The 21,158-nt window shown below is 37.3% G+C and carries 17 protein-coding genes; 7 read left to right on the top strand and 10 right to left on the bottom strand.

The genetic code is table 11. The annotated features are described in order from the left end of the window. Window positions 1-13: 13 nt before the first annotated feature. From A3EE_RS0119060 to A3EE_RS0119040, 5 genes are read right to left on the bottom strand one after another with little or no spacing between them, the layout of a single operon-like run. Window positions 14-610 (bottom strand): c-type cytochrome, encoded by a 597-nt coding sequence (locus tag A3EE_RS0119060; protein ID WP_245553870.1) that lies wholly within the window; start codon window positions 608-610, stop codon window positions 14-16. Between the two features lie 23 nt (window positions 611-633). Further along, window positions 634-1,164, bottom strand: a complete 531-nt coding sequence (locus A3EE_RS0119055; RefSeq protein WP_018345044.1) for a DUF3341 domain-containing protein — start codon at window positions 1,162-1,164, stop codon at window positions 634-636. 25 nt (window positions 1,165-1,189) lie between these two features. After that, window positions 1,190-2,545, bottom strand: coding sequence for an NrfD/PsrC family molybdoenzyme membrane anchor subunit (gene nrfD / locus A3EE_RS0119050; protein ID WP_018345043.1), 1,356 nt, complete (start codon window positions 2,543-2,545; stop codon window positions 1,190-1,192). Window positions 2,546-2,565: 20 nt separating this feature from the next. Continuing rightward, window positions 2,566-5,634 (bottom strand): TAT-variant-translocated molybdopterin oxidoreductase, encoded by a 3,069-nt coding sequence (locus A3EE_RS0119045; RefSeq protein ID WP_018345042.1) that lies wholly within the window; start codon window positions 5,632-5,634, stop codon window positions 2,566-2,568. Window positions 5,635-5,668: 34 nt separating this feature from the next. Continuing rightward, window positions 5,669-6,916 (bottom strand): c-type cytochrome, encoded by a 1,248-nt coding sequence (locus A3EE_RS0119040; protein ID WP_245553869.1) that lies wholly within the window; start codon window positions 6,914-6,916, stop codon window positions 5,669-5,671. Between the two features lie 350 nt (window positions 6,917-7,266). On the opposite strand from A3EE_RS0119040, the gene murB reads away from it, so the two are divergent. Next, window positions 7,267-8,292, top strand: a complete 1,026-nt coding sequence (gene murB, locus A3EE_RS0119035) for a UDP-N-acetylmuramate dehydrogenase (protein ID WP_018345040.1) — start codon at window positions 7,267-7,269, stop codon at window positions 8,290-8,292. Window positions 8,293-8,813: 521 nt separating this feature from the next. On the opposite strand, the gene A3EE_RS0119030 is transcribed toward murB, so the two are convergent. Beyond that, the gene (locus A3EE_RS0119030) at window positions 8,814-9,290 is read right to left on the bottom strand and encodes a deoxycytidylate deaminase (protein WP_018345039.1); all 477 of its coding nucleotides are present in this window, start codon (window positions 9,288-9,290) and stop codon (window positions 8,814-8,816) included. A 412-nt stretch (window positions 9,291-9,702) separates the two neighbouring features. On the opposite strand from A3EE_RS0119030, the gene A3EE_RS0119025 reads away from it, so the two are divergent. Continuing rightward, complete coding sequence (locus A3EE_RS0119025; protein ID WP_018345038.1) at window positions 9,703-11,601, top strand: ABC-F family ATP-binding cassette domain-containing protein; 1,899 nt, start codon at window positions 9,703-9,705, stop codon at window positions 11,599-11,601. Window positions 11,602-11,608: 7 nt separating this feature from the next. Then, window positions 11,609-12,871, top strand: a complete 1,263-nt coding sequence (locus A3EE_RS0119020; RefSeq protein ID WP_018345037.1) for a type IX secretion system plug protein — start codon at window positions 11,609-11,611, stop codon at window positions 12,869-12,871. Here A3EE_RS0119020 and cas6 read toward each other — a convergent pair whose 3' ends face one another. The 3 genes from cas6 to A3EE_RS0119005 form a co-directional block, all read right to left on the bottom strand. After that, window positions 12,872-13,672, bottom strand: a complete 801-nt coding sequence (cas6, locus tag A3EE_RS0119015) for a CRISPR-associated endoribonuclease Cas6 (protein ID WP_018345036.1) — start codon at window positions 13,670-13,672, stop codon at window positions 12,872-12,874. A gap of 58 nt (window positions 13,673-13,730) precedes the next feature. Continuing rightward, the gene (gene ychF / locus A3EE_RS0119010; RefSeq protein WP_018345035.1) at window positions 13,731-14,828 is read right to left on the bottom strand and encodes a redox-regulated ATPase YchF; all 1,098 of its coding nucleotides are present in this window, start codon (window positions 14,826-14,828) and stop codon (window positions 13,731-13,733) included. A gap of 116 nt (window positions 14,829-14,944) precedes the next feature. Then, window positions 14,945-15,289, bottom strand: a complete 345-nt coding sequence (locus tag A3EE_RS0119005) for a DUF3276 family protein (protein ID WP_018345034.1) — start codon at window positions 15,287-15,289, stop codon at window positions 14,945-14,947. Window positions 15,290-15,366: 77 nt separating this feature from the next. Here A3EE_RS0119005 and A3EE_RS21545 point away from each other — a divergent pair, with 77 nt between their 5' ends. Then, complete coding sequence (locus A3EE_RS21545) at window positions 15,367-16,110, top strand: septal ring lytic transglycosylase RlpA family protein (RefSeq protein ID WP_018345033.1); 744 nt, start codon at window positions 15,367-15,369, stop codon at window positions 16,108-16,110. 1 nt (window position 16,111) lies between these two features. Further along, window positions 16,112-17,008 carry a DUF58 domain-containing protein gene (locus A3EE_RS0118995; RefSeq protein ID WP_018345032.1) on the top strand — a complete coding sequence of 299 codons (897 nt, stop codon included), beginning with the start codon at window positions 16,112-16,114 and terminating at the stop codon, window positions 17,006-17,008. A gap of 135 nt (window positions 17,009-17,143) precedes the next feature. Here the strand turns inward: A3EE_RS0118995 and A3EE_RS0118990 are convergent, their stop codons facing one another. After that, window positions 17,144-19,411 carry an aconitate hydratase gene (locus A3EE_RS0118990; RefSeq protein ID WP_018345031.1) on the bottom strand — a complete coding sequence of 756 codons (2,268 nt, stop codon included), beginning with the start codon at window positions 19,409-19,411 and terminating at the stop codon, window positions 17,144-17,146. 279 nt (window positions 19,412-19,690) lie between these two features. Here A3EE_RS0118990 and A3EE_RS0118985 point away from each other — a divergent pair, with 279 nt between their 5' ends. Both A3EE_RS0118985 and A3EE_RS0118980 read left to right on the top strand, forming a co-directional pair. Next, entirely contained in the window at window positions 19,691-20,083 is a 393-nt protein-coding gene (locus A3EE_RS0118985) for a hypothetical protein (protein ID WP_018345030.1), read from the top strand. A gap of 116 nt (window positions 20,084-20,199) precedes the next feature. Further along, the coding region (locus A3EE_RS0118980; protein WP_018345029.1) for a SprB repeat-containing protein at window positions 20,200-21,158 on the top strand (959 nt) is incomplete at its 3' end.

The raw sequence follows: 21,158 nt of genomic DNA, 5'->3' as shown, positions 1-21,158 counted from the left end.
TCGTTCTAAATAGTTATTTTTTTTGTAGAACTTCTTTCACGTAAAGTGAAATTTTCCATCTCTCTAAAGGTTCCAATTGAGAAGAATGTTGAAGCATTCTTCCTTTTCCATATGTAATAACATGGAATATGTGTCCAGCATTTACAGCTTTAAGTGTTCCTGATTTTAAATTCGCTACACCTTGAAGTTTATCGTTAACCGGACCATCTCCTTCTCCACCCTTACCATGGCAGTGAGAACAGAATCTTTCGAACAATACTTGTCCTTCAGCTAAAACTTGTTCTGTTGGTTGAATTGGAGCAACAAGAGTTGCATTCGCATACGCCAAAGAATCTTTAGAAATATGATACGGAATGGCACCACGTTTAATTGTACCTGCTACCGGCAAACGTAAGTTAGAGCCATTGTTGTATGGCATCACGTTATACGCTTCTGGGAAATTTACAGAATCTTCAACCAATGTTACTGGCTCGTAAGCTTCAGAAACATACATGTTCGGAGCATACTCCACGCGGGGAGTTTCGTGAACAGGTATCTGATCAAAGTTGTGGTTACACGATGAAACGGTTGCTGCAAAAACGATTGCTGCTGCTATATTGAAGGTTTTCATTGTCATAGTATATGAAGCCTTTCTTAGTTTTCCAATGATTTTGTGGTAACTTCAGAAGCGCCTGTTTCTGAAAGTATTGATTTCAGCTGTGCTGAATCTTGTTTGGTTGATGCCAGATCAAAAGCAATAACAAATTTATCGTCTGTTGTTCTAGGATCAAACATATTTGGTGTTGACCAGGGATTCAAATTACTAGCTACGAAGAATGTACCTGTCATACCTAATGCACAAAACAGTACAGTCAACTCAAACGTAATCGGAATAAATGCCGGAAGCGGAATGTGTGGCTTACCACCAATATCCATAGGCCAATCAAAACCTAACATCCAGATCATCATTGTCAATGCAGTGATTGTACCGCATATACCGAATAAGAAAGCAGCTATCGGTAAGTTAGAATAGCTATAGCCTAATGCGTTATCTAATCCGTGAACAGGATATGGAGTATATACTTCATGTATCTTTACTCCTTTTGAACGTATCTCTTCAACAGCACTCATCAGTACTGTTTCTTCATCATATACGCCAATTACAAAATTCTTTCCTTTTTCCATATTATTTAAAGTATTCAGGACTAGCTTATTTCTTTTCAGAAGATGAATCAATAATCGTTTTAACTTCAGCCATGTTTACTACAGGGAAATACTTCGCAAATAATAAGAAACATGTAAAGAACAATCCAAACGTGAATAAGTAATCCCCCACATCATATAAGGTTGGAGAGAACATTGCCCATGAAGATGGAATGTAATCTCTGTGAAGCGATGTACAGATAATTACAAAACGCTCAAACCACATACCGATGTTTACAATGATTGATAAACCGAACGTCCAGGCAATACTTGTACGTACTTTTTTGAACCAGAACATTTGAGGAGAAATCACATTACATGTCATCATAGATGCATATGCCCACCAATACGGACCAAATGCACGGTTAATGAATGCATATTTTTCATAAGGTACACCAGAGTACCATGCAATAAAGAACTCAGTAATGTATGCGATACCCACAACCGAACCCGTTAATACGATGATCTTGTTCATCGATTCAATATGGTTAATTGTAATGTAATCTTCAAGACCGAATACAACACGTATTACCAACATCAGGGTTAATACCATTGCAAAACCTGAGAAGATGGCACCTGCAACGAAGTATGGAGGGAAAATTGTTGTATGCCATCCCGGAATAAGAGAGGTTGCAAAGTCCATGGATACGATTGTGTGTACAGAAAGTACAAGTGGTGTAGAAACACCTGCCAATACTAAAGATACCGCTTCGTAACGAGACCATGTTTTAGCTGAACCATCCCAATTCATACTTAATGCTCCGTATATTTTACGGCGAACACCAGTAGCTCTTTCACGGATTGTAGCAAAATCAGGAATCAAACCTACATACCAGAATACCAATGATACAGTGAAGTATGTTGAGATCGCGAATACGTCCCACATCAAGGCTGAGTTAAAGTTCTGCCATAATGAACCGTTGTTGTTCGGGAAAGGTAATACCCAGTGACCAACCCACGGACGACCCATGTGAGCAATAATGAATGTAGCAGCACAAATAACGGCGAAGATGGTCATCGCTTCTGCAGCTCTGTTAATAGATGTTCTCCATTTCTGACGGAACAATAACAATACAGCAGAGATCAATGTACCCGCGTGACCGATACCAACCCACCACACAAAGTTTGTGATATCCCAAGACCAACCGATTGTCTTGTTCAAACCCCACATACCAATACCTTCATACCATGTTGTCCAAAGGCAGTATCCACCGTAGAATAAAGTGATCAATGCCATTGCAAAGGATATTTTCCATGCTGTAGATGGCGCACCTTCTACTTGTTTACAAATATCGTTGGTAACGTCATGTTTTGATTTTCCGTTTGTAACCAACGGCGGCCTTACCGAAGAAGTAACTTGCATAATCTTAAATCTCGATTAAATTAGGCTTTAGAAATATTTCTGATTTTTGTCAAATACGTAACATTCGGCTGAACATTCAATTCTTCAAGAACTGTATATGTACGCTCTATATTGTTTACATTACGCTCCTGGTAAACTTTACCTTCCGTGTCTCTTAAGTCACCAAATAAAATTGCACCCGATGCACAAGCTGCAGCACAAGCCGTAGTAACTTCACCATCTACGATGTGACGTTTCTCTTTTTTAGCTTTCAACTTACCTTCTTGTATTTTCTGAACGCAGAATGAACATTTTTCCATTACACCACGAGAACGTACTGTAACATCCGGGTTCAACACCATACGACCCAATGAAGTGTTCATTGAAACGTTCTTGTCAAATTTCTCTTCGTTATCGAAGTATTTGAACCAGTTGAAACGACGAACTTTATATGGACAGTTGTTTGCACAGTAACGAGTACCGATACAACGGTTGTATGTCATTTGGTTCAAGCCTTCTGAACTGTGTGTTGTAGCAGCAACCGGACAAACCGTTTCACACGGAGCGTGGTTACAGTGCTGACACATCATAGGCTGGAATGTAACCTGAGGATTTTCAGAAGCAATTTCCAATGTACCATATCCGATACCTTCTGCATCATTCGTGAAATACTTGCCTGTTTCTTTAGGCTCAGCATCTGAACTATAGTATCTATCGATACGGATCCAGTGCATCTCACGGGCATTCAATACTTCCTGCTTACCTACAACTGCAACGTTGTTTTCAGCCTGACAAGCAATCACACATGCACCACAACCCAAACACGTGTTCAAGTCAATAGACATGCTCCAAAGATGGTTTGGCTGATGATGCTGATCTTTCCAGATATCTACTAATGCTGGAGCTACTTTACCATCTGGTGTAGAAATTTTCGGTATGAATCTACCTGCTGATGGATCGTTAATATATTCTGATAACAACGCGTCCTGAATAATCGGACGAGCCATTAAGGTATGCTGTGTTTGTGTCTGAGCAAGTTTATATTTCTCGCCTACTGGAGTGATTGAAATACCTGTTACGAAATCCAATACAGTACCGTCAACAAAACGTGCAAATGGATAAACATTCTTACCGATGTCATTACCGCACTTACCTACGTTTGTTCTACCATACCCGATTGCGATCGATGCTGTATTCGCAGCCTGACCCGGTTGAATCAAAATAGGAAGAACAACAGAATAGTTTGCAGCTTTAACTGTAACCAGATCTCCTTGCTCTAACGAATTTGTTTTCGCATAGCCAGCAGATACCGCTACGTAGTTATCCCACGTTGCTTTTGAGATCGGATCCGGTAACTCTTGTAACCAAGGGTTGTTCGCTTGAGAACCTGTACCTAGACCAATTTTTTCGTATAATTTTAATTCGATACCCGATGTATTCGCAGGATAGTTTTTAACAATACCTGCTTCAACAGATGAGCGATCGAATGTAGACGTTGTTACTTCTACACCTGATTTATTTTTAGGTTCAAAAACACCGTCTTGTAATGCCTGATCCCATGAAGCACCACCTAAAATAGAAGACCAGTTAGATTTTAAGTATGTATAGTAATCAACTGAATTTCCAGACCAGGAAAGAAGTGATTCCTGTGCAGCTCTTGTTTTAAATATCGGAGAAATTGAAGGCTGACCTAATGAGTAGAAACCAGCTTTTGGTTCTGCATCACTCCAAGCCTCTAAATAATGATGATCCGGAGCAACAAATTCTAAAAGCGAAGCCGTTTCATCTGCTCTGTCTGCAAATGAAACAGTCAATGAAATTGCTTTTAATGCTTTCGCTAATTCAGCACCTCTTGCATGATCAAACACCGGGTTTGAACCGTAAAAGAATACTGCGCTGATTTTACCAGCTGCTGCATCATCAATGAAAGTGTTCATGGCTTCATCATTACCTTGTTTTTGGTAAGAAGGAGTTGCCAATGAAATCGTAGTACCGTAGTTACCTAATGCAAGGTTGATCTCATTTACCAAGATCTGAACATTTACATCATTTGAACCGGAAACAACCAAAGACTTAAGACCTTTATCTTTATTTTCTAATAAAGCTTTAGTAGCTCTATCTAAAGTGTCATTTTTAATAGGTGTTGTGGCTACTTTGGCAGCAACAATTCTGTTATACAATTCAGCTACAAACAAGCCTTCCTGCGAAGGTTTGATCGGTTGTCTGTAATCAGCATTACTTCCTGTTAAGGATAAAGCAGTTTCAAACTGAAAATGCTGACTCATCGTTTTCTTAGTCTTACTAAGTCTACGTGTATCAGCATACTGAGAAAAAAATTCAATCGGTGAAATCCATGTACCCAAGAAATCAGCACCAAAACCAACAATTACATCAGCTTTACTGAAATCATAAGAAGGAATCACAGCCTGACCAAATGAAGTCTGGTTTGCTTTCAAAATACCATAAGAAGAATTCGCATCGTATTGTACGTGTTCTGTAGTAGGATATTTTGCTTTAAATTCAGCAATTGCCTTTTTCGTAGTTGGACTTAAAACTGTTGGAGAAACAATTCGGATGTTACCACCAGATGCTGCAACAGAAGATAATTTAGCCCCTACTTCTTTATCTAATTGAGCCCATGTAGCAGGTTTGCCTTTTACAAGCGGCCCCTGAATACGAGCTTCATCATATAAACTTAGTACAGAAGCCTGAACGCGTGCATTGGTACCGCCTTTCGTAACGCCGGAAAGTTTATTTCCATCAATTTTAATCGGACGACCTTCACGTGTTTTAACCAATACACTGCAATACTCACCACCATCTACAAATGTAGATGCATAGTAGTTTGCAATACCTGGTTCAATTTCTTCAGGCTTGTTTAAATATGGAATCGCTTTTTTAACCGGAGCTTCACAAGCAGCAAGAGAAACAGCTGCAACACTAAAGCCCAAAAGCTTTAAGAAATCTCTTCTATCCGTTCCGTTTGATTCTTCAGAAGAATTCTTTAGTGGAAGGAATTCTGGAAATTCATTTTGAGCATTCTTTAAGAACTCAGGGCTATTGCCCAACTCTTCAACACCTTTCCAAAATACTTTGTTATTATCTTTCATATTTATGAATAACTAGGCTTTCGAACTTTCTTAATTAATAGTGACATTTTGAACAATCCAAACCGCCCATTTCTTCAGCAGTCATGTCGTTCTTTTTCTTAGACTCAGCGTGTACTTTCAACAAGCGATCGTAGTATGCATTGTCTTTGCTGTTCACAGCAGTCTCTCTGTGGCAATTGATACACCAGCCCATTGTTAAGTTAGACTGTTGTTTAACAACTTCCATTTCTTCAATCGGACCATGGCATTTCTGACATTCGATACCGGCAACCTGTGTATGTTGAGAGTGATTGAAATAAGCAAGATCAGGTAAGTTGTGAACACGTACCCATTTGATCGGTGTACCAGCTGCATACGCATCTGTTAATTTCTTAATTTCTGCTTCTCCGGTGTTAGGACCTTTCTTGATATATGTATGGCAATTCATACAGATATTTAAAGAAGGAATATTTGATTGCTTGCCTTTGTATGCACCAGTGTGGCAATAGTTACAGTTGATTTGGTTATCACCTGCGTGTAATTTATGTGAGAAAGCGATTGGCTGTACCGGAGCGTAATTTTGTTCTACCCCTACTTCCTGAGCACCAACCCAACACGTTTTTACAGTTACACCAACAAATAATAATACTACGATTGTGATAAATCCTTTGCTGCGAACAAATGCTTTAACATCAAATTTCTGATTTAGTAATTCTTTGTCTTCAGCATCAAGGTTTGCTTCTTTATCTTTCAGGTAACGTTTGATTACTGAAAGGAAAATAAACATTGCTACCAATACCAAAACAAGAACAACTACAATTAACCCTAAGATGACTGTGTCGTACTCGCCACCGCCTTGAGTTCCGGTACCATCTGTAGGCCCTTTAGGAACATCTACTGGTGGTTTTGGAACAGATTCAACATAATCAATAATGGCATCGATCTCTTCGTTTGTAAACGTAGGGAAACTTGTCATTACGGCTTTGTTGTACTTTGCAAACAATGCAACTGCTGCTTTATCACCTGAAGCAATAACAACTGTTGAATTTTTTACCCAAGCATGTAACCAGGCTGCATCGTGACGTTGTTTAACGCCTGTCAAAGCCGGCCCTACTGACTCTTCGTGGATTTTGTGGCACGATTTACAATTTTCCTTGAATAATTGTTCTCCTTTGCCGTTTAATGCTGGAGTTGCCGCTGGTGCTGCTGCTTTAGTAGTATCAGTTTCTGCTGCAAATGAGGCAGATACAGTTACAAAAGAGAATGCTACCAACGTAAGGATTGATCTCGAAATTCTACTCATCAGAATAGGTAATCTGGACATGTTTAACACTGTTTTTTCCGAAATTTTGGCCATACTTTGCCTAAAAGACTTACAAATCTATCATGCCAATTCGATTATTCAAACATTTTTTCTGCCTCTAATCGCACTAAAGAAGGATTTTTGATTTCGTAATAATGCAAAAACTTGATACCCTTAATTTTACAAATAATTAAAACATATAAACAATATAATTTAGAATTATTACAAATAAAAAAAGTTCCATTTAGGTCAAAAAATCTCATTATTTATTCAAAAACAATAAGAATCTAAAGAATTTGACGGTTCGGATGGAATTGTTGAAGTTTGCATTTCAAGAATTTTATAGATAGATGAGCACGAGTATTGAATCGAACAAAAACTTAAAAAAATACAACACTTTTTCTATCCAGGCTACGGCTGAAAAGTTTTCAATTTTTAAATCCGAAAAAGAATTAACGGAACTACTGAGTGAATCAAAACAACATCAGCTTCCTCTTTTAATTTTAGGTGGTGGAAGCAACATGCTTTTCACGCAAAATGTGAAAGGGATTGTTTTGAAAAATGAGATCTTAGGGATACAGGTATTAGAAGAAAATACAGATTCTGTTCTTGTAAAATGCGGAGCTGGAGAAGTATGGCACGAGTTCGTAATTCATTGTGTAAACAAGGGCTGGGCAGGGATTGAAAACCTTTCTCTGATTCCCGGAACGGTTGGCGCCTCTCCCATTCAGAACATTGGTGCTTATGGAGTTGAAGTAAAAGACACTATTGAATCTGTTGACTGTGTTGAAATTGAAACGGGCTTAAAAAAACGCTTCAAAAATACAGAATGTGAATTCGGATATAGAGACAGTGTATTTAAAAAAATATACAAAGGAAAATACGTGGTTACCTATGTTACCTTCCGTCTAAAAAAGCAAGCATTGGTGAATACATCGTATGGTGCAATACAACAAGTACTGGACGAAAAAGGCATAACCAATCCTACTATCCGTGATGTAAGCCGTGCAGTTGTTGAAATACGCAGAAGTAAATTACCAAACCCCGCACAGCTAGGAAATGCAGGAAGCTTTTTCAAAAATCCGGAAATACGGGAAAAAGAATTTACTGTTCTGAAAAATAAATATCCGGATATCGTTTCTTTCCCGGGCTCTGCAGAAGGCTTGATTAAAGTACCTGCGGGATGGCTAATTGAACGCAGTGGATGGAAAGGTAAAGTTGTAGGCAACGTAGGAATACATCGCTTGCAGGCACTCGTAATTGTAAACTACGGTGGTGCAAGCGGACAGGAAGTTTTAGATCTATCTATAGAAGTTCGAAAATCCGTTCAGGAATTATTTGGTATTGATCTTACGCCTGAAGTAAATATTATATAAGAATTTTTCAGTCTATTCTGACACATACCGAGGTCAGTGCGAAGATAGAAAGATCATGTTATGAATTTATTTATAAATAATACTTCGCCATAGAATAAAGCACCAACAACAATGAAACGGCCTGTAATGAAAATATACAGACCGTTTTTTATTATATCACAACTATATTTATTCTTGAGTCATGACCCCGGTAGGGGTCATATGTTTATAGAAAACCACACACCATAAAATTCATACGTACGAGCCCGAAGGGATCATACGTACTAATTTATGTAACTCAGTATTGCTCCTTTCGGGAGCGCGCGTATATATTATCTTTTCTTTCTTGCTATAAACATGTGACCCCTACCGGGGTCAGTGCGTAGATAGAAACATCATGTTATATTTATTTATGAAAAGATTGGAATAATAATATTTGTCAGAAGATATAGTAAACCTCCTTACTCCCGTTTTAACTAAAAAGGCCCGGATGTACAAAAACATTCGGGCCTTTTTAGTTAATAAATTGGTAAAGCACTTAATCAATGAAGTAAGGTCAGATCACCTGCATATTTTTCAACTTCTACTCCGAACTTAGTTAAAAATGCATTTCCTTCATCAATAGCTAAGCCTTTGTACTCCGCATAGGAATTGAGGTAAATAACTTTTTTAACACCCGATGCATACAGCAATCGCGCACAGGAAATACATGGAGAAAGCGTTACATAAATGGTTGCTCCCTTTACTTCTGTTCCGTTTTTAACAGCAAACAAAATGGCATTTTCTTCTGCATGCAACGCAAGCGAACAGCTGCCTTTGGAATCAAGTGGGCACCCTTGCTCCGGCCACTCTTCGTCACAGTTATGTGTCTTTTCCGGCGGACCATTATACCCTATTGAAATAATACGTGTATGCTTTGTCAGAACAGCTCCTACATGTCTCTTAATACAATGAGATCTCTTGGCAAGATTCACGGCAAGCTCCATGTATATATCATCAAAATCCGGTCTCTTCGTCATTCTCTGGTAACTCTTGAAATAGTATAAAGATCAAAGATACAATTTCGTAACCTCAATTAATAATCATTCAAATGTGTAAGCCTCTTAATTAATCTTCCGGATCAAATTAATAAAACACAGTATCGTTCATCTATTCATAGGACAAGACATAGTAGCATTTAAAGTATGGTTACCCCATAGTTATCCCACCCTTAGCCCACCTATGTCCCACCTTTATCCCATAGATGTTCCGGGTATGATCCGCCTACAATCCATGTCAGAATTCTCGTTACGCATCTACACCTGGGCTTTTGCAGATATAATAAAATACTATAATTATATTCAAAAGCAAGTATATCTCTGAATCAATAATTCTTCATGGAATTAACAGAAACAAATATTTTTACTGCTGAATTTTCGGTATTTTTGCACCATGTTAACATTAAATAATATTTCCTATTTCATAGGCGGCCGTGCCTTATACAGAAACATCACCCTGCAGATTAAACCAAAAGACAAAATCGGTTTGATCGGTGCAAACGGCACGGGTAAATCTACCTTGTTAAAAGTGATAACAGGAGAATATTCTGCTGATGAAGGAAATATTCAAAAGAGTAAAGATTGTACCATTGGTTTTTTAAATCAGGATCTCCTCTCCTTTCAAAGTGAGGAAAGTATTTTAGCAGTTGCGATGGAAGCCTTTGAAGAAGCTACCAAGATACAAATCCAGATGGATCACATTATCCATAAAATGGAAACCGATTATACTGAAGATCTGATTGATAAATTAAGCAATTTACAAGAGCGTTTTCAAGCGCTTGAAGGATATACCATACAATCAAAGGCTGAAAAAATATTAGAAGGCTTAGGATTCTCAACAAACGACTTACAAAAACCTTTAAAGAACTTTTCCGGGGGATGGAGAATGCGCGTGATGCTTGCAAAAATGCTGCTTGCAAAACCTGCCCTTCTTATGCTCGATGAGCCAACCAACCACTTGGACTTACCCTCTATTCAATGGTTGGAAAATTATTTGAGAGATTACGAAGGTGCTGTGATTGTTGTTTCTCACGATAGAGAATTTATTGACAACTGTGTAAAAACAATTGTTGAAGTATCACAACAAACATTAAATATTTATGCAGGAAATTATTCCTTCTATTTAGAAGAAAAAGAATTACGTTCTGAAATTCAAAAATCTTCTTTTGAAAATCAGCAAGCAAAAATTAAACAAACAGAAAAATTCATAGAGCGCTTCAAAGCCAAGGCCAGTAAGTCAAGTCAAGTACAATCACGTGTGAAAGCACTTGACAGAATGGATATGATTGAAGATGTAGTTGAAGACAACCAGGCGGTGAATTTTAGATTTACATTCAAGACACAGCCGGGAAAGGTAATCAATGAGCTTACCAATATTTCAAAAAGCTATGGCGATTTACACATTCTGAAAAATACAGATGCAAAGATCGAACGTGGTGATAAAATCGCATTGATCGGCGCAAACGGAAAAGGAAAATCTACCGTCCTGCGAATACTTACAGGCGGTGAAAGCGCTGAAGGTGAAGTAGCTCTTGGGCACAACGTCATTTCTTCTTTCTATGCACAACATCAACTGGAATCATTGAACATCAACAATGAGATCTTAGAGGAATTAAAACAACACGGTTCGAACAAAACAGAAACAGAATTGCGGAATGTATTAGGCTGTTTCTTATTTACAAATGATGATGCGTTCAAAAAAATTAAAGTATTGTCTGGTGGTGAAAAATCAAGAGTTGCGTTAGCTAAAACATTGATCTCAGACGCAAATTATTTGTTGCTGGATGAACCTACCAATCACCTGGATATGGTTTCAGTAAACATCCTCATTCAGGCACTCCAACAGTATGAAGGAACGTTAATAGCTATAAGCCACGATAGACACTTTGTATCAAAGATTGCGAATAAGATCTGGTATATCGAAGATCAACAAATAAAGGTATATCCGGGCACGTACGATGAATACAAATACTGGATTGATAACATCAAAACAACAAATGCAGCTGCACCTGTTAAAGAAAAAAAAGAACCGGTAGCTGAAAAGAAAAAACCGGTAGCTACGGTAGTAAGTCCGGAGATTAAAAAAATCAAACAGCAGATAAGCACTTTAGAAGAAAAGATTACCTTGCTTGAAAAACAAAAAGCTGAAACCGAATCTGAGCTGTCAAAACCTGAAGTTTTTAGCAATCCTGATAAACTTGCAAAAGTGAGCACGACTTTTGATAAGATATCTAAAGAACTCGAACAGTTCCAATATGAATGGGAATTGTGCGTTGAAAAATTAGAACAATAAGCTAACTATGAGAAATCTTTTTTTCGTATTCTTTTTATTACTTGCTGCATCATTTCGAGTATTTGCAGCAGATGTAAAGCCTGAAGACAATGTATTTTCTGACAAGATCAAATCTGTCTTATTTTATGCAGAACCGGATGGGTCAAAAGGTGTACCTATTGTTCCATTCAATCAAAATACCCGCTTGATATTAGAGTTTGATGAATTGAATGCGGAACAGCAATATTTTTATTACAAAATATATCATTACAATGCAGATTGGACTCAGTCCTATTTGTCGCAATCTCAATATCTGTATGACTTCAATGAATTCAGAGTGCCTGAAGCAGATATGTCATTCAAAACACGTATAGCTTACAATCATTATACTGTCGTTATTCCAAAAGTAAAAGTAAGCGGCAACTTCTTAATAAAAATCTACCGCAACTACGATGAAGATGATGTTATCATAACAAGACAATTTGTGATCTATGAAAATGTAGCCCCGGTAACAGCTCTTGTAACGAGATCTATAAACCCCGCAGATGCCTTTACAAAACAGCAGGTTAACTTTCAGATCAATTACGGAAATCTTGATATTACAAATCCATACAACGATGTTAAAGTACGACTGAGACAGAATTATAAGAACTATAATGCCATTACAAATCTGCGTCCTGTATTTATAAAGGATTACGAAAAGTCCTTAGACTATCAGTTTTATAATGGTGAAAATACCTTCAACGGCGGAAATGAGTTTCGCTATTTTGATTTGCGAAGCGTACTCTTTAATGGCATTTATATTGGAAGAGTTGAGCGGACAAATGAACGATGTGATGCATGGATTCTTCCTGAAATGTCGCGAAAAAAACTAGCGTATGCATTTTATGACGATATCAATGGAGCATTCTTCCCTCAGCTCTATGAGAATTTAAACACCACAACCGATCCGGATTATGTGATGGTGCACTTTCAATTAACAAGCACGACACCCGCTCCGGGAGATGTATACATTACCGGTAGATTCACCAACTGGAAAACATTGCCGGAATATAAGCTTACCTATAATGCAGATGAAAAATATTATAGTGGTGCGTTTTGGTTGAAGCAGGGATATTACAACTATTCTTATAGTGTTGTAGATGCTGCAGGTGTAAGGGATGATATTTATTTTGAAGGCAACTCCTCTTTAACTGAAAATGCCTACGACATCATCGTATATGCCCGCTTACAGGGAGACATGTACGATCGTGCCATAGGCTATTACAGTCAACGATACCGAGGTCGTTGATTAATCTTTTTTAATCGGATAAGGAATAATTCTAAGGTTAGGATCTGTGTTAGCAATATCTAACATACCAAATCCTTTTTCACCGAATACACCGAAGCCACATGTAAACACGAACTCCTGTACTTTAGGGTGCGCATAGAATGTGAATGGGAATGTATATCCTCTTACTTCGTGTTTTTCATCACCAATAAAGACAGGGAAAATACGGGCGAACTTCTTTTCTTCACCTTTAATCTTCGTTAGATAGTCTTTATCCGGAACCAATTGGAACTGGAAGTACTGAGCAATCTCATCAGGTGTCGCTCCTGCACGCTCCATACGATTCAATGTATTTTCATACAAAGCATCAGAGAATACATCAAACGAAGGATTGATGAAACGTTTCGCATCCACAGGATTATCCTGAGGTGTGATGATCGCTAACGGAGACAAACAAATGTATTTCATTTCGTTTGTAAAATCCGCTAACTTCTCCTGATCTACATTAATCGGGTTCAGGATCAATTTTCCAAGATGAACTTCTGTTTCATTAAATAATTGATTTACCAATGATTCAACCAAACCCGGATCATTCGAAGAAAAGATCAACGTAACCTTGCTCGAATAGAAATGGAGTCCTTCTTTGCCTACACGAGTCTGTCCTTTAAGGGCAGAGAAGTTATAGAACACTCTGGAAGGTTCATTAATAGACTTCAAATATTTTTCGACATACGGTGTCAAAAACTCTGTAATTAAATACTGGTGATGAAAAGGCACATAGGAGCCTTTATTCACTAGACCAAATATCAAACGGACTCTCATACAATTAAATTAAAAATGGTTTAACATCAATTTACTAATTACTTCTAAATAATTATCTTTAAACGTTGAAGCGGAAATGCATAATATCTCCATCTTGAACAACGTATTCTTTTCCTTCTATAGCAATCTTGCCTGCTTCTTTACAGCCTGCTTCTGATTTATATGTTTCGTAATCTTTTAATTTGATTACTTCAGCTTTAATGAATCCTTTTTCAAAGTCATTGTGGATTACACTTGCTGATTTTGGAGCTTTCCAACCTTTTGTAATTGTCCAGGCTCTAACTTCTTTTACACCCGCTGTGAAATAGGTTATCAAATCCAGCAATGCATACGAAGCACGGATCAAACGATTCAAACCTGAATCTGTTAAACCATATTCCTGCAAGAACATTGCCTTCTCCTCTGGATCTGTCAACTCCTGTATTTGCGCTTCAATAGCTGCACATACAATAACGATCTGAGCACCTTCCTTTATAGCTTCTTTTTTCAGAAGTTCTACATACTCATTCCCGTCCGGAAGAGATTTCTCATCAACATTCGCTGCGTATATAACAGGTTTTATTGTCAATAAGTGCAAATCTTCTAAAACTAATTTATCTTCCTGTGGCAAATCTAAAGAACGGGCATTTTTACCTTCCAGCAAATGCGCTCTATACAGACTTAGTGTAATTACATCTTTTTTAGCTTTAGCATCCCCTGCTTTTGCAGCACGTTCAACTTTAGAAAGCTTTTTCTCTACTGAATCTAAATCCTTTAACTGTAATTCTGTTTCAATAATTTCCTTATCAGAAATAGGATCTACTTTTCCATTTACGTGGATTATATTATCATCCTGAAAACAACGAACAACATGCACAATGGCATCAACTTCACGAATGTTAGCTAAGAACTGGTTTCCCAAGCCTTCACCCTTACTCGCTCCTTTTACTAAACCAGCGATGTCAACAAATTCAATAATTGCAGGAAGTACTTTTTCTGGCTTAACAATAGCCTCTAAAATCCCTAAACGGTGATCTGGAACGGTAACTACTCCAACATTTGGCTCGATTGTACAGAAAGGATAGTTTGCTGCTTCTGCTTTCGCATTAGAAAGAGCATTGAAAAGAGTTGATTTACCAACATTAGGAAGACCAACGATACCACATTGTAAACTCATTTTATAAAAAATTTAATTTAATGAATACAAAAGTAATCAATATTCACTAAAAAAAATTTTGCATGTACAAAAAATAGAATAATTGCGTGTTTAAACAACACATGAAATGTAAGAAATCAATCCCATTTCAAATCTGTATCCAACGAGTTTGAGGCTTCTCCATCCTCATCCTCATTTTTATCGAATTGATCAAAATCTACTTCGGGCATCAATTCAGTCTTTATGTAATCAACCGATTGAGTTAATGCTTCTAAAAATTTATTAAAATCTTCTTTATACAGAAAAATTTTATGCTTTTCGTAATAAAAGCCCTCATCCTTAAAACGTTTCTTGCTTTCTGTGATGGTCAAATAGTAATCATTTGAACGGGTTGACTTCACATCAAAAAAATATGTCCTTTTCCCTGCCTTAATACGTTGAGAATAAATCTCAACATTATCATTGTCTTTTTTCTCTTCCACAACTCAAAAGTTAAATTTACTATGTAAGTAAAACTAATTTATTTTCTTTAAATTACAAATAAAATAAAGCATTAACAATGAAGGTATTGAGAAACTTCAGATTTAAAACAAACATTCTAATTATCAAAAACATACCCTTCATTCTACTTTTTACGATCCTTCTTATTTTCAGTCTGCATTTTGAGGGTTTAGCACAAACTGAAGCTGCATCCGGGAGTGCCAGTTATTATGCCAATAAATTCCAGGGGCGAAAAACTGCATCCGGAGAAAAATATGATAAAAACAAGTTAACTGCTGCTCACCGCACCTATGCATTTGGCACAAAATTGAAAGTAACGAATATTGCAAATGGCAAAAGTGTCGTTGTAACTGTAAATGACCGCGGGCCATATGCAAAACAACGCCTTATTGATCTTTCCTATGCAGCAGCCAAACATATTGATATGATCAAGCAAGGTGTTGCAGAAGTACACATTGAAGTTGTTTCGAATAACTACGAGATCCCTTCAAGTCCAACTAAAAAACAACACAACTCCGGCCTGGCTGAAGGATACTATTCGAAGTCTTTGATTCCAATCGATCCACCCAAAGGGCACTTATTACAAGTTGGCTCTTTTTCGTTGCAGGAGAATGCACTCAAAAGAATTGAAGAACTAAAGTCTATGAATATTGGTCAGGCTTGCATTCAAGTTGTCACAGTACGAAGAAAAAAAGTATTCCGTGTGTTATATTCAGGGTTTCATTCAAAAGAAGCCATTACTCAGAAAAAGGCTGAATTAAAGAAAAAAGGTATCGATAGCATTATTATAGACAACGAATAAAATGAAATTAGAAGATGTTCGTGAATATGGAAATCTGGAGCTGCTGACTAAAAAGTTAGTAGACGGTTTTATTACGGGAAAACATAAATCTCCGTATCATGGATTTTCAGTAGAGTTTGCTGAACATAGAAATTATAATCCCGGAGATAATACCCGTTTTATTGATTGGAAAGTATTTGCAAAAACAGATCGTTTGTATACCAAGCAGTTTGATGAAGAAACAAATTTACGCTGTATGCTAGCAGTAGATGTCAGTTCAAGCATGTACTTCCCTACTGCTACAAATGATAAATTACGTTTCTGTACAATTGCATGCGGCGCACTTGCGAACTTGCTGCAACGCCAACGTGATGCTTTCGGGCTAAGTTTGTTTAGCGATACAATTGAATACATCAGTCAGACAAAATCTACATCCATTCATTTGCACAACACGCTCATACAGCTCCAACAAGCCTTAGATAAAACTCCTACTCAAAAAACAACAGATCTTCCAAAGGTCATTCACAGCTTAGCAGACCAGATCCACCGTAGATCAATGGTTGTTCTATTCACAGACTTCTTAGGTGAAGACAAACGTTTGGAAGAATTATTTACATCGCTTCAACATTTAAAACACATGAAGCATGATATTATTCTGTTTCATGTATGGGATTCAGAGCAGGAAGAGTTATTTGAATTGGAAGATCGTCCGTATCTCTTAACAGATGCAGAGAGTGGAGATCAGATAAAAATATATCCTCAGGAAATTAAGAATGAATATGCTAAAAAAGTTCAAGCCTATTTTTATGATCTAAAACTTAAGTGCGGTGATTATGGAATTGAATTTATAGAAGCAGATATCCGGAAAAGTTTTGATCAGGTGTTTGTTCCGTTCTTGCTGAAGCGAAACGCGATCTAGTTGCTAGGTACTGGTTGCTAGCTTCCAGACAAAAGTAGTTTGAAAATAAAAGAGAGAGGGCTTGGTTCATATGAACCAAGCCCTCTCTCTTTTATTCTATTGTCTAGTAACTAGTACCTAGTTACTGGAAGCTCATTACGCTCCAACGTTTGCTCTGATGATGTTTAAAGCCCCACCTGCTTTGAACCACTCAATCTGTTGTTCGTTGTAGCTATGGTTTACTTTAATCTCTTCTTTGTTTCCGTCTTTATGATTCAATACAAGAGTCAATGGAACGTTTGGTGCAAAAGAAGTCAAGCCAAGGATATCGATAGAATCATCTTCCAATATCTTGTTGTAATCATCTTTGTTTGCAAACGTCAAACCAAGCATACCCTGTTTTTTCAAGTTTGTTTCGTGGATACGAGCGAATGATTTAACCAATACTGCACGTACACCTAAGTGACGAGGCTCCATAGCTGCGTGTTCTCTTGAAGAACCTTCACCATAGTTTTCATCACCTACAACAATAGAACCAATACCAGCTGCTTTGTATGCACGTTGTGTAGCCGGTACCGGACCGTATGCACCTGTCAATTGATTTTTAACATCGTCTGTTTTTTCATTGAAGTAGTTAACAGCACCGATCAACATGTTGTTCGAGATATTATCTAAGTGACCTCTGTATTTCAACCAAGGACCAGCCATAGAAATATGATCTGTCGTACATTTACCTTTTGCCTTGATCAATAATTTAAGACCTTTAAGATCTGTACCTTCCCAAGCACTAAATGGATCTAATAATTGCAAACGATCTGAAGTTGGAGCAACAGCAACCTGTACGCCAGAGCCATCAGCAGCCGGAGCCTGATAACCTGCATCTTCAACAGCAAAACCTTTTATAGGAAGTTCGTCACCGAATGGAGGATCTAATTTTACTTTCTCTCCTTTATTATTGATCAATGTATCCGTAATTGGATTGAATGATAAATCACCTGCAATTGCAATAGCAGCAACCATTTCAGGAGATGCTACAAAGGCAAATGTATTTGGATTACCGTCTGCACGTTTCGCAAAGTTACGGTTGAAAGAGTGAACGATTGTATTTTTCTCTTTTTTCTCCGCACCTACACGATCCCACATTCCGATACATGGACCACATGCATTCGTAAAGATTTTTGCATTTAAGTCGGTGAATGTACCTAACAAACCATCTCTATCTGCAGTGTAACGAACTTGCTCTGAACCCGGGTTGATACCAAATTCAGCTTTTGTTACTAAGCCTTTTGCAATTGCTTGTTTTGCGATAGAAGCAGCTCTTGATAAATCTTCATAAGAAGAGTTTGTACATGAACCGATCAAGCCCCACTCAACTTTCAACGGCCAGCCATTTTTAGCAGCTTCTTCTTTCATTTTAGAAACAGGAGTTGCCAAATCAGGAGTAAATGGACCGTTTAAGTGTGGTTCTAACGTTGTTAAATTTATTTCAATTACTTCATCAAAATATTTTTCAGGAGAAGCGTAAACTTCCGGATCTGCATTTAAATGTTGTTTGATGCCATTCGCTAAATCAGCAACATCCGCACGGCCTGTAGAACGTAAGTAACGCTCCATAGATTCGTCATAACCGAATGTTGAAGTTGTAGCACCTATTTCAGCACCCATGTTACAGATAGTTCCTTTACCTGTGCAAGACATAGATGTAGCACCTTCACCAAAATATTCAACAATAGCACCTGTACCACCTTTTACAGTTAAGATACCAGCTACTTTTAAAATAACATCTTTAGGGGCAGTCCATCCATTTAACTTACCAGTCAACTTAACACCAATCAATTTAGGGAATTTAAGTTCCCAAGGAAGGCCAGCCATAACGTCGCATGCATCTGCACCACCAACACCAATAGCCAACATTCCTAAACCACCAGCATTTACTGTATGCGAATCGGTACCGATCATCATACCACCTGGAAATGCATAGTTTTCTAAAACTACCTGGTGAATAATCCCTGCACCTGGTTTCCAGAAACCAATACCGTATTTGTTCGATACAGAACCTAAGAAATCAAATACTTCTTTACTTTCTTTGTTTGCAAAAGGCAAATCCTTTGTTGCACCCTCTTTCGCTGTGATCAAGTGATCGCAGTGTACTGTAGATGGTACAGCTACTTTAGGTCTACCAGCCTGCATAAATTGCAACAATGCCATTTGAGCAGTTGCATCCTGCATTGCAACACGATCAGGATTAAAATCAACATAAGACACACCTCTTTCATACACTTTCGTCGCTGTTCCTTCATCCAAATGAGAATAAAGAATCTTTTCAGTAAGTGTTAAAGGTTTACCTATCAACTTTTTTGCTGCCTCAATTCTTTGAGGCATAAGAGAATAGACCTTTTTTATCATCTCCAAATCAAATGCCATAATCCTTCTTTCGTTTTAATTAATACTTTTCACTTGTAATTAGACAAAAATACGAAAAGAAACAATAATAAAAATTCAAACTTTTATATTATAATTGCCCCGCCATACATTCAAAAAATTGTATTAATCCAAGTTTTTTGTAGAATGAACTTACCAAATTATGTATCAGGTGTTAACATATGATAATATTAATGATAAAAACCATGAAAAGAGGAACATAAATAATTCAATTCCGTAAAAATTTAAAAACTACACGAACAACATTAAACCAATACGACTATGATGAATATGTACTCAATCAAAAAGCGACTTTATATAGCTTTGGGAATATTTTCATTTTTTACTCTTTGTGGCTTTTTAAGTGTACCTATAAATGCACGTACAGAGTTTTTTAAGAGCAACAGCATAAAAAGAGCTTATAATGAGCTGGACTTTACAATTAAAGGTCAAAATCCAATATCAAATTTGAATAATGGATCCATTCAATTAAAAATTTCTGAAGGAGTTGCGCCATTTAAGATTTTAATTTATTCAACAACGACAGCCGTTAAAGAATATCAGGTAAAAGAAGAATTAACGATAAATAATTTAGCAGCCGGCGAGTATATGATTGTTGTGAGTGGAGGTAATAATCAATACAGAAGTAAAACAATCACATTAAGACAAGAATAACTTTGAATCCCATTAAATACATATCCTATAAAAGCTTAACACTTTTAGTATTTCTCCTTGTATTATTAGCGAATAATACTCAGGCACAAATGTGTAGTTCCCCCGCTTTAGTGTCCATGAGTGTAACTACTCAAAATTTACGTTGTAATGGTGACAATTCAGGTAGCATCAGTGTTTCAATTACCGGAGGTTCTACTCCAAGTTATACCTATTCATTATATAGTGTAGTTCTTCTTCCTATTATTGTAAACAATCATCCAATTGATAATTATACCTTTAGTAATCTTCCAGCTGACAATAATTATTTTTTAGTAATTCAAGTACCAATAGGTGGTGGTGCATTTGCATTTTGCAGTCAGTCTATTGCTCTTACACAACCACCTCCTCTGTCTATTTCAATGGGCTCTATTACAAATGTAAGCTGTAATGGCGGTAATAATGGTGCTATTGATGCAGTAGTTACTGGAGGACCTACAATGCCCTATACATATTCATGGAGCAATGGTGCTACAACTGAAGATATTTCAGGATTAACTGCAGGTAATTATACCCTTAGCATTACCGATGGAAATAACTGTACATTGTCTAAAACATTTACAGTTACAGAACCCACCCCTATTACTACAACTTCAACTGTTACGAATGTATCCTGTCTAGGCGGGTCGGATGGCAGTATAGATATTACAATCTCTGGCGGCAGTACTCCATATATATCAACCGTATGGAGCAATGGTGCAACAACTGAAGATATTTCAGGATTAACAGCGGGAGCATATTCGGTAGTAGTTACAGATCAGAACAACTGTAAAAAAACATCCAATTTTACCATTACTCAGCCATTAACTACAGTTACTACAACGAGTTCTATTACTAATATAGATTGTAATGGAGCTTCTACAGGTGCTGTTACTCTTACTCCTACCGGTGGTACTGCTCCTTATACATATTTATGGAACAATGGTGCTACCACACAAAATCTTTCAGGTGTTGCTGCTGGTTCGTATTCCGTAACAATTACAGATAACAAAGGATGTGCGAAACCATTCGGTCCGTTCTCTGTAACTCAAAACTCTGC

Origin of the sequence: Cytophaga aurantiaca DSM 3654 (assembly GCF_000379725.1) — a bacterium.
GTDB lineage: Bacteria > Bacteroidota > Bacteroidia > Cytophagales > Cytophagaceae > Cytophaga > Cytophaga aurantiaca.
Note: the sequence above shows the minus strand (reverse complement) of the source record. Positions and strands in the feature narration are given on the sequence as shown.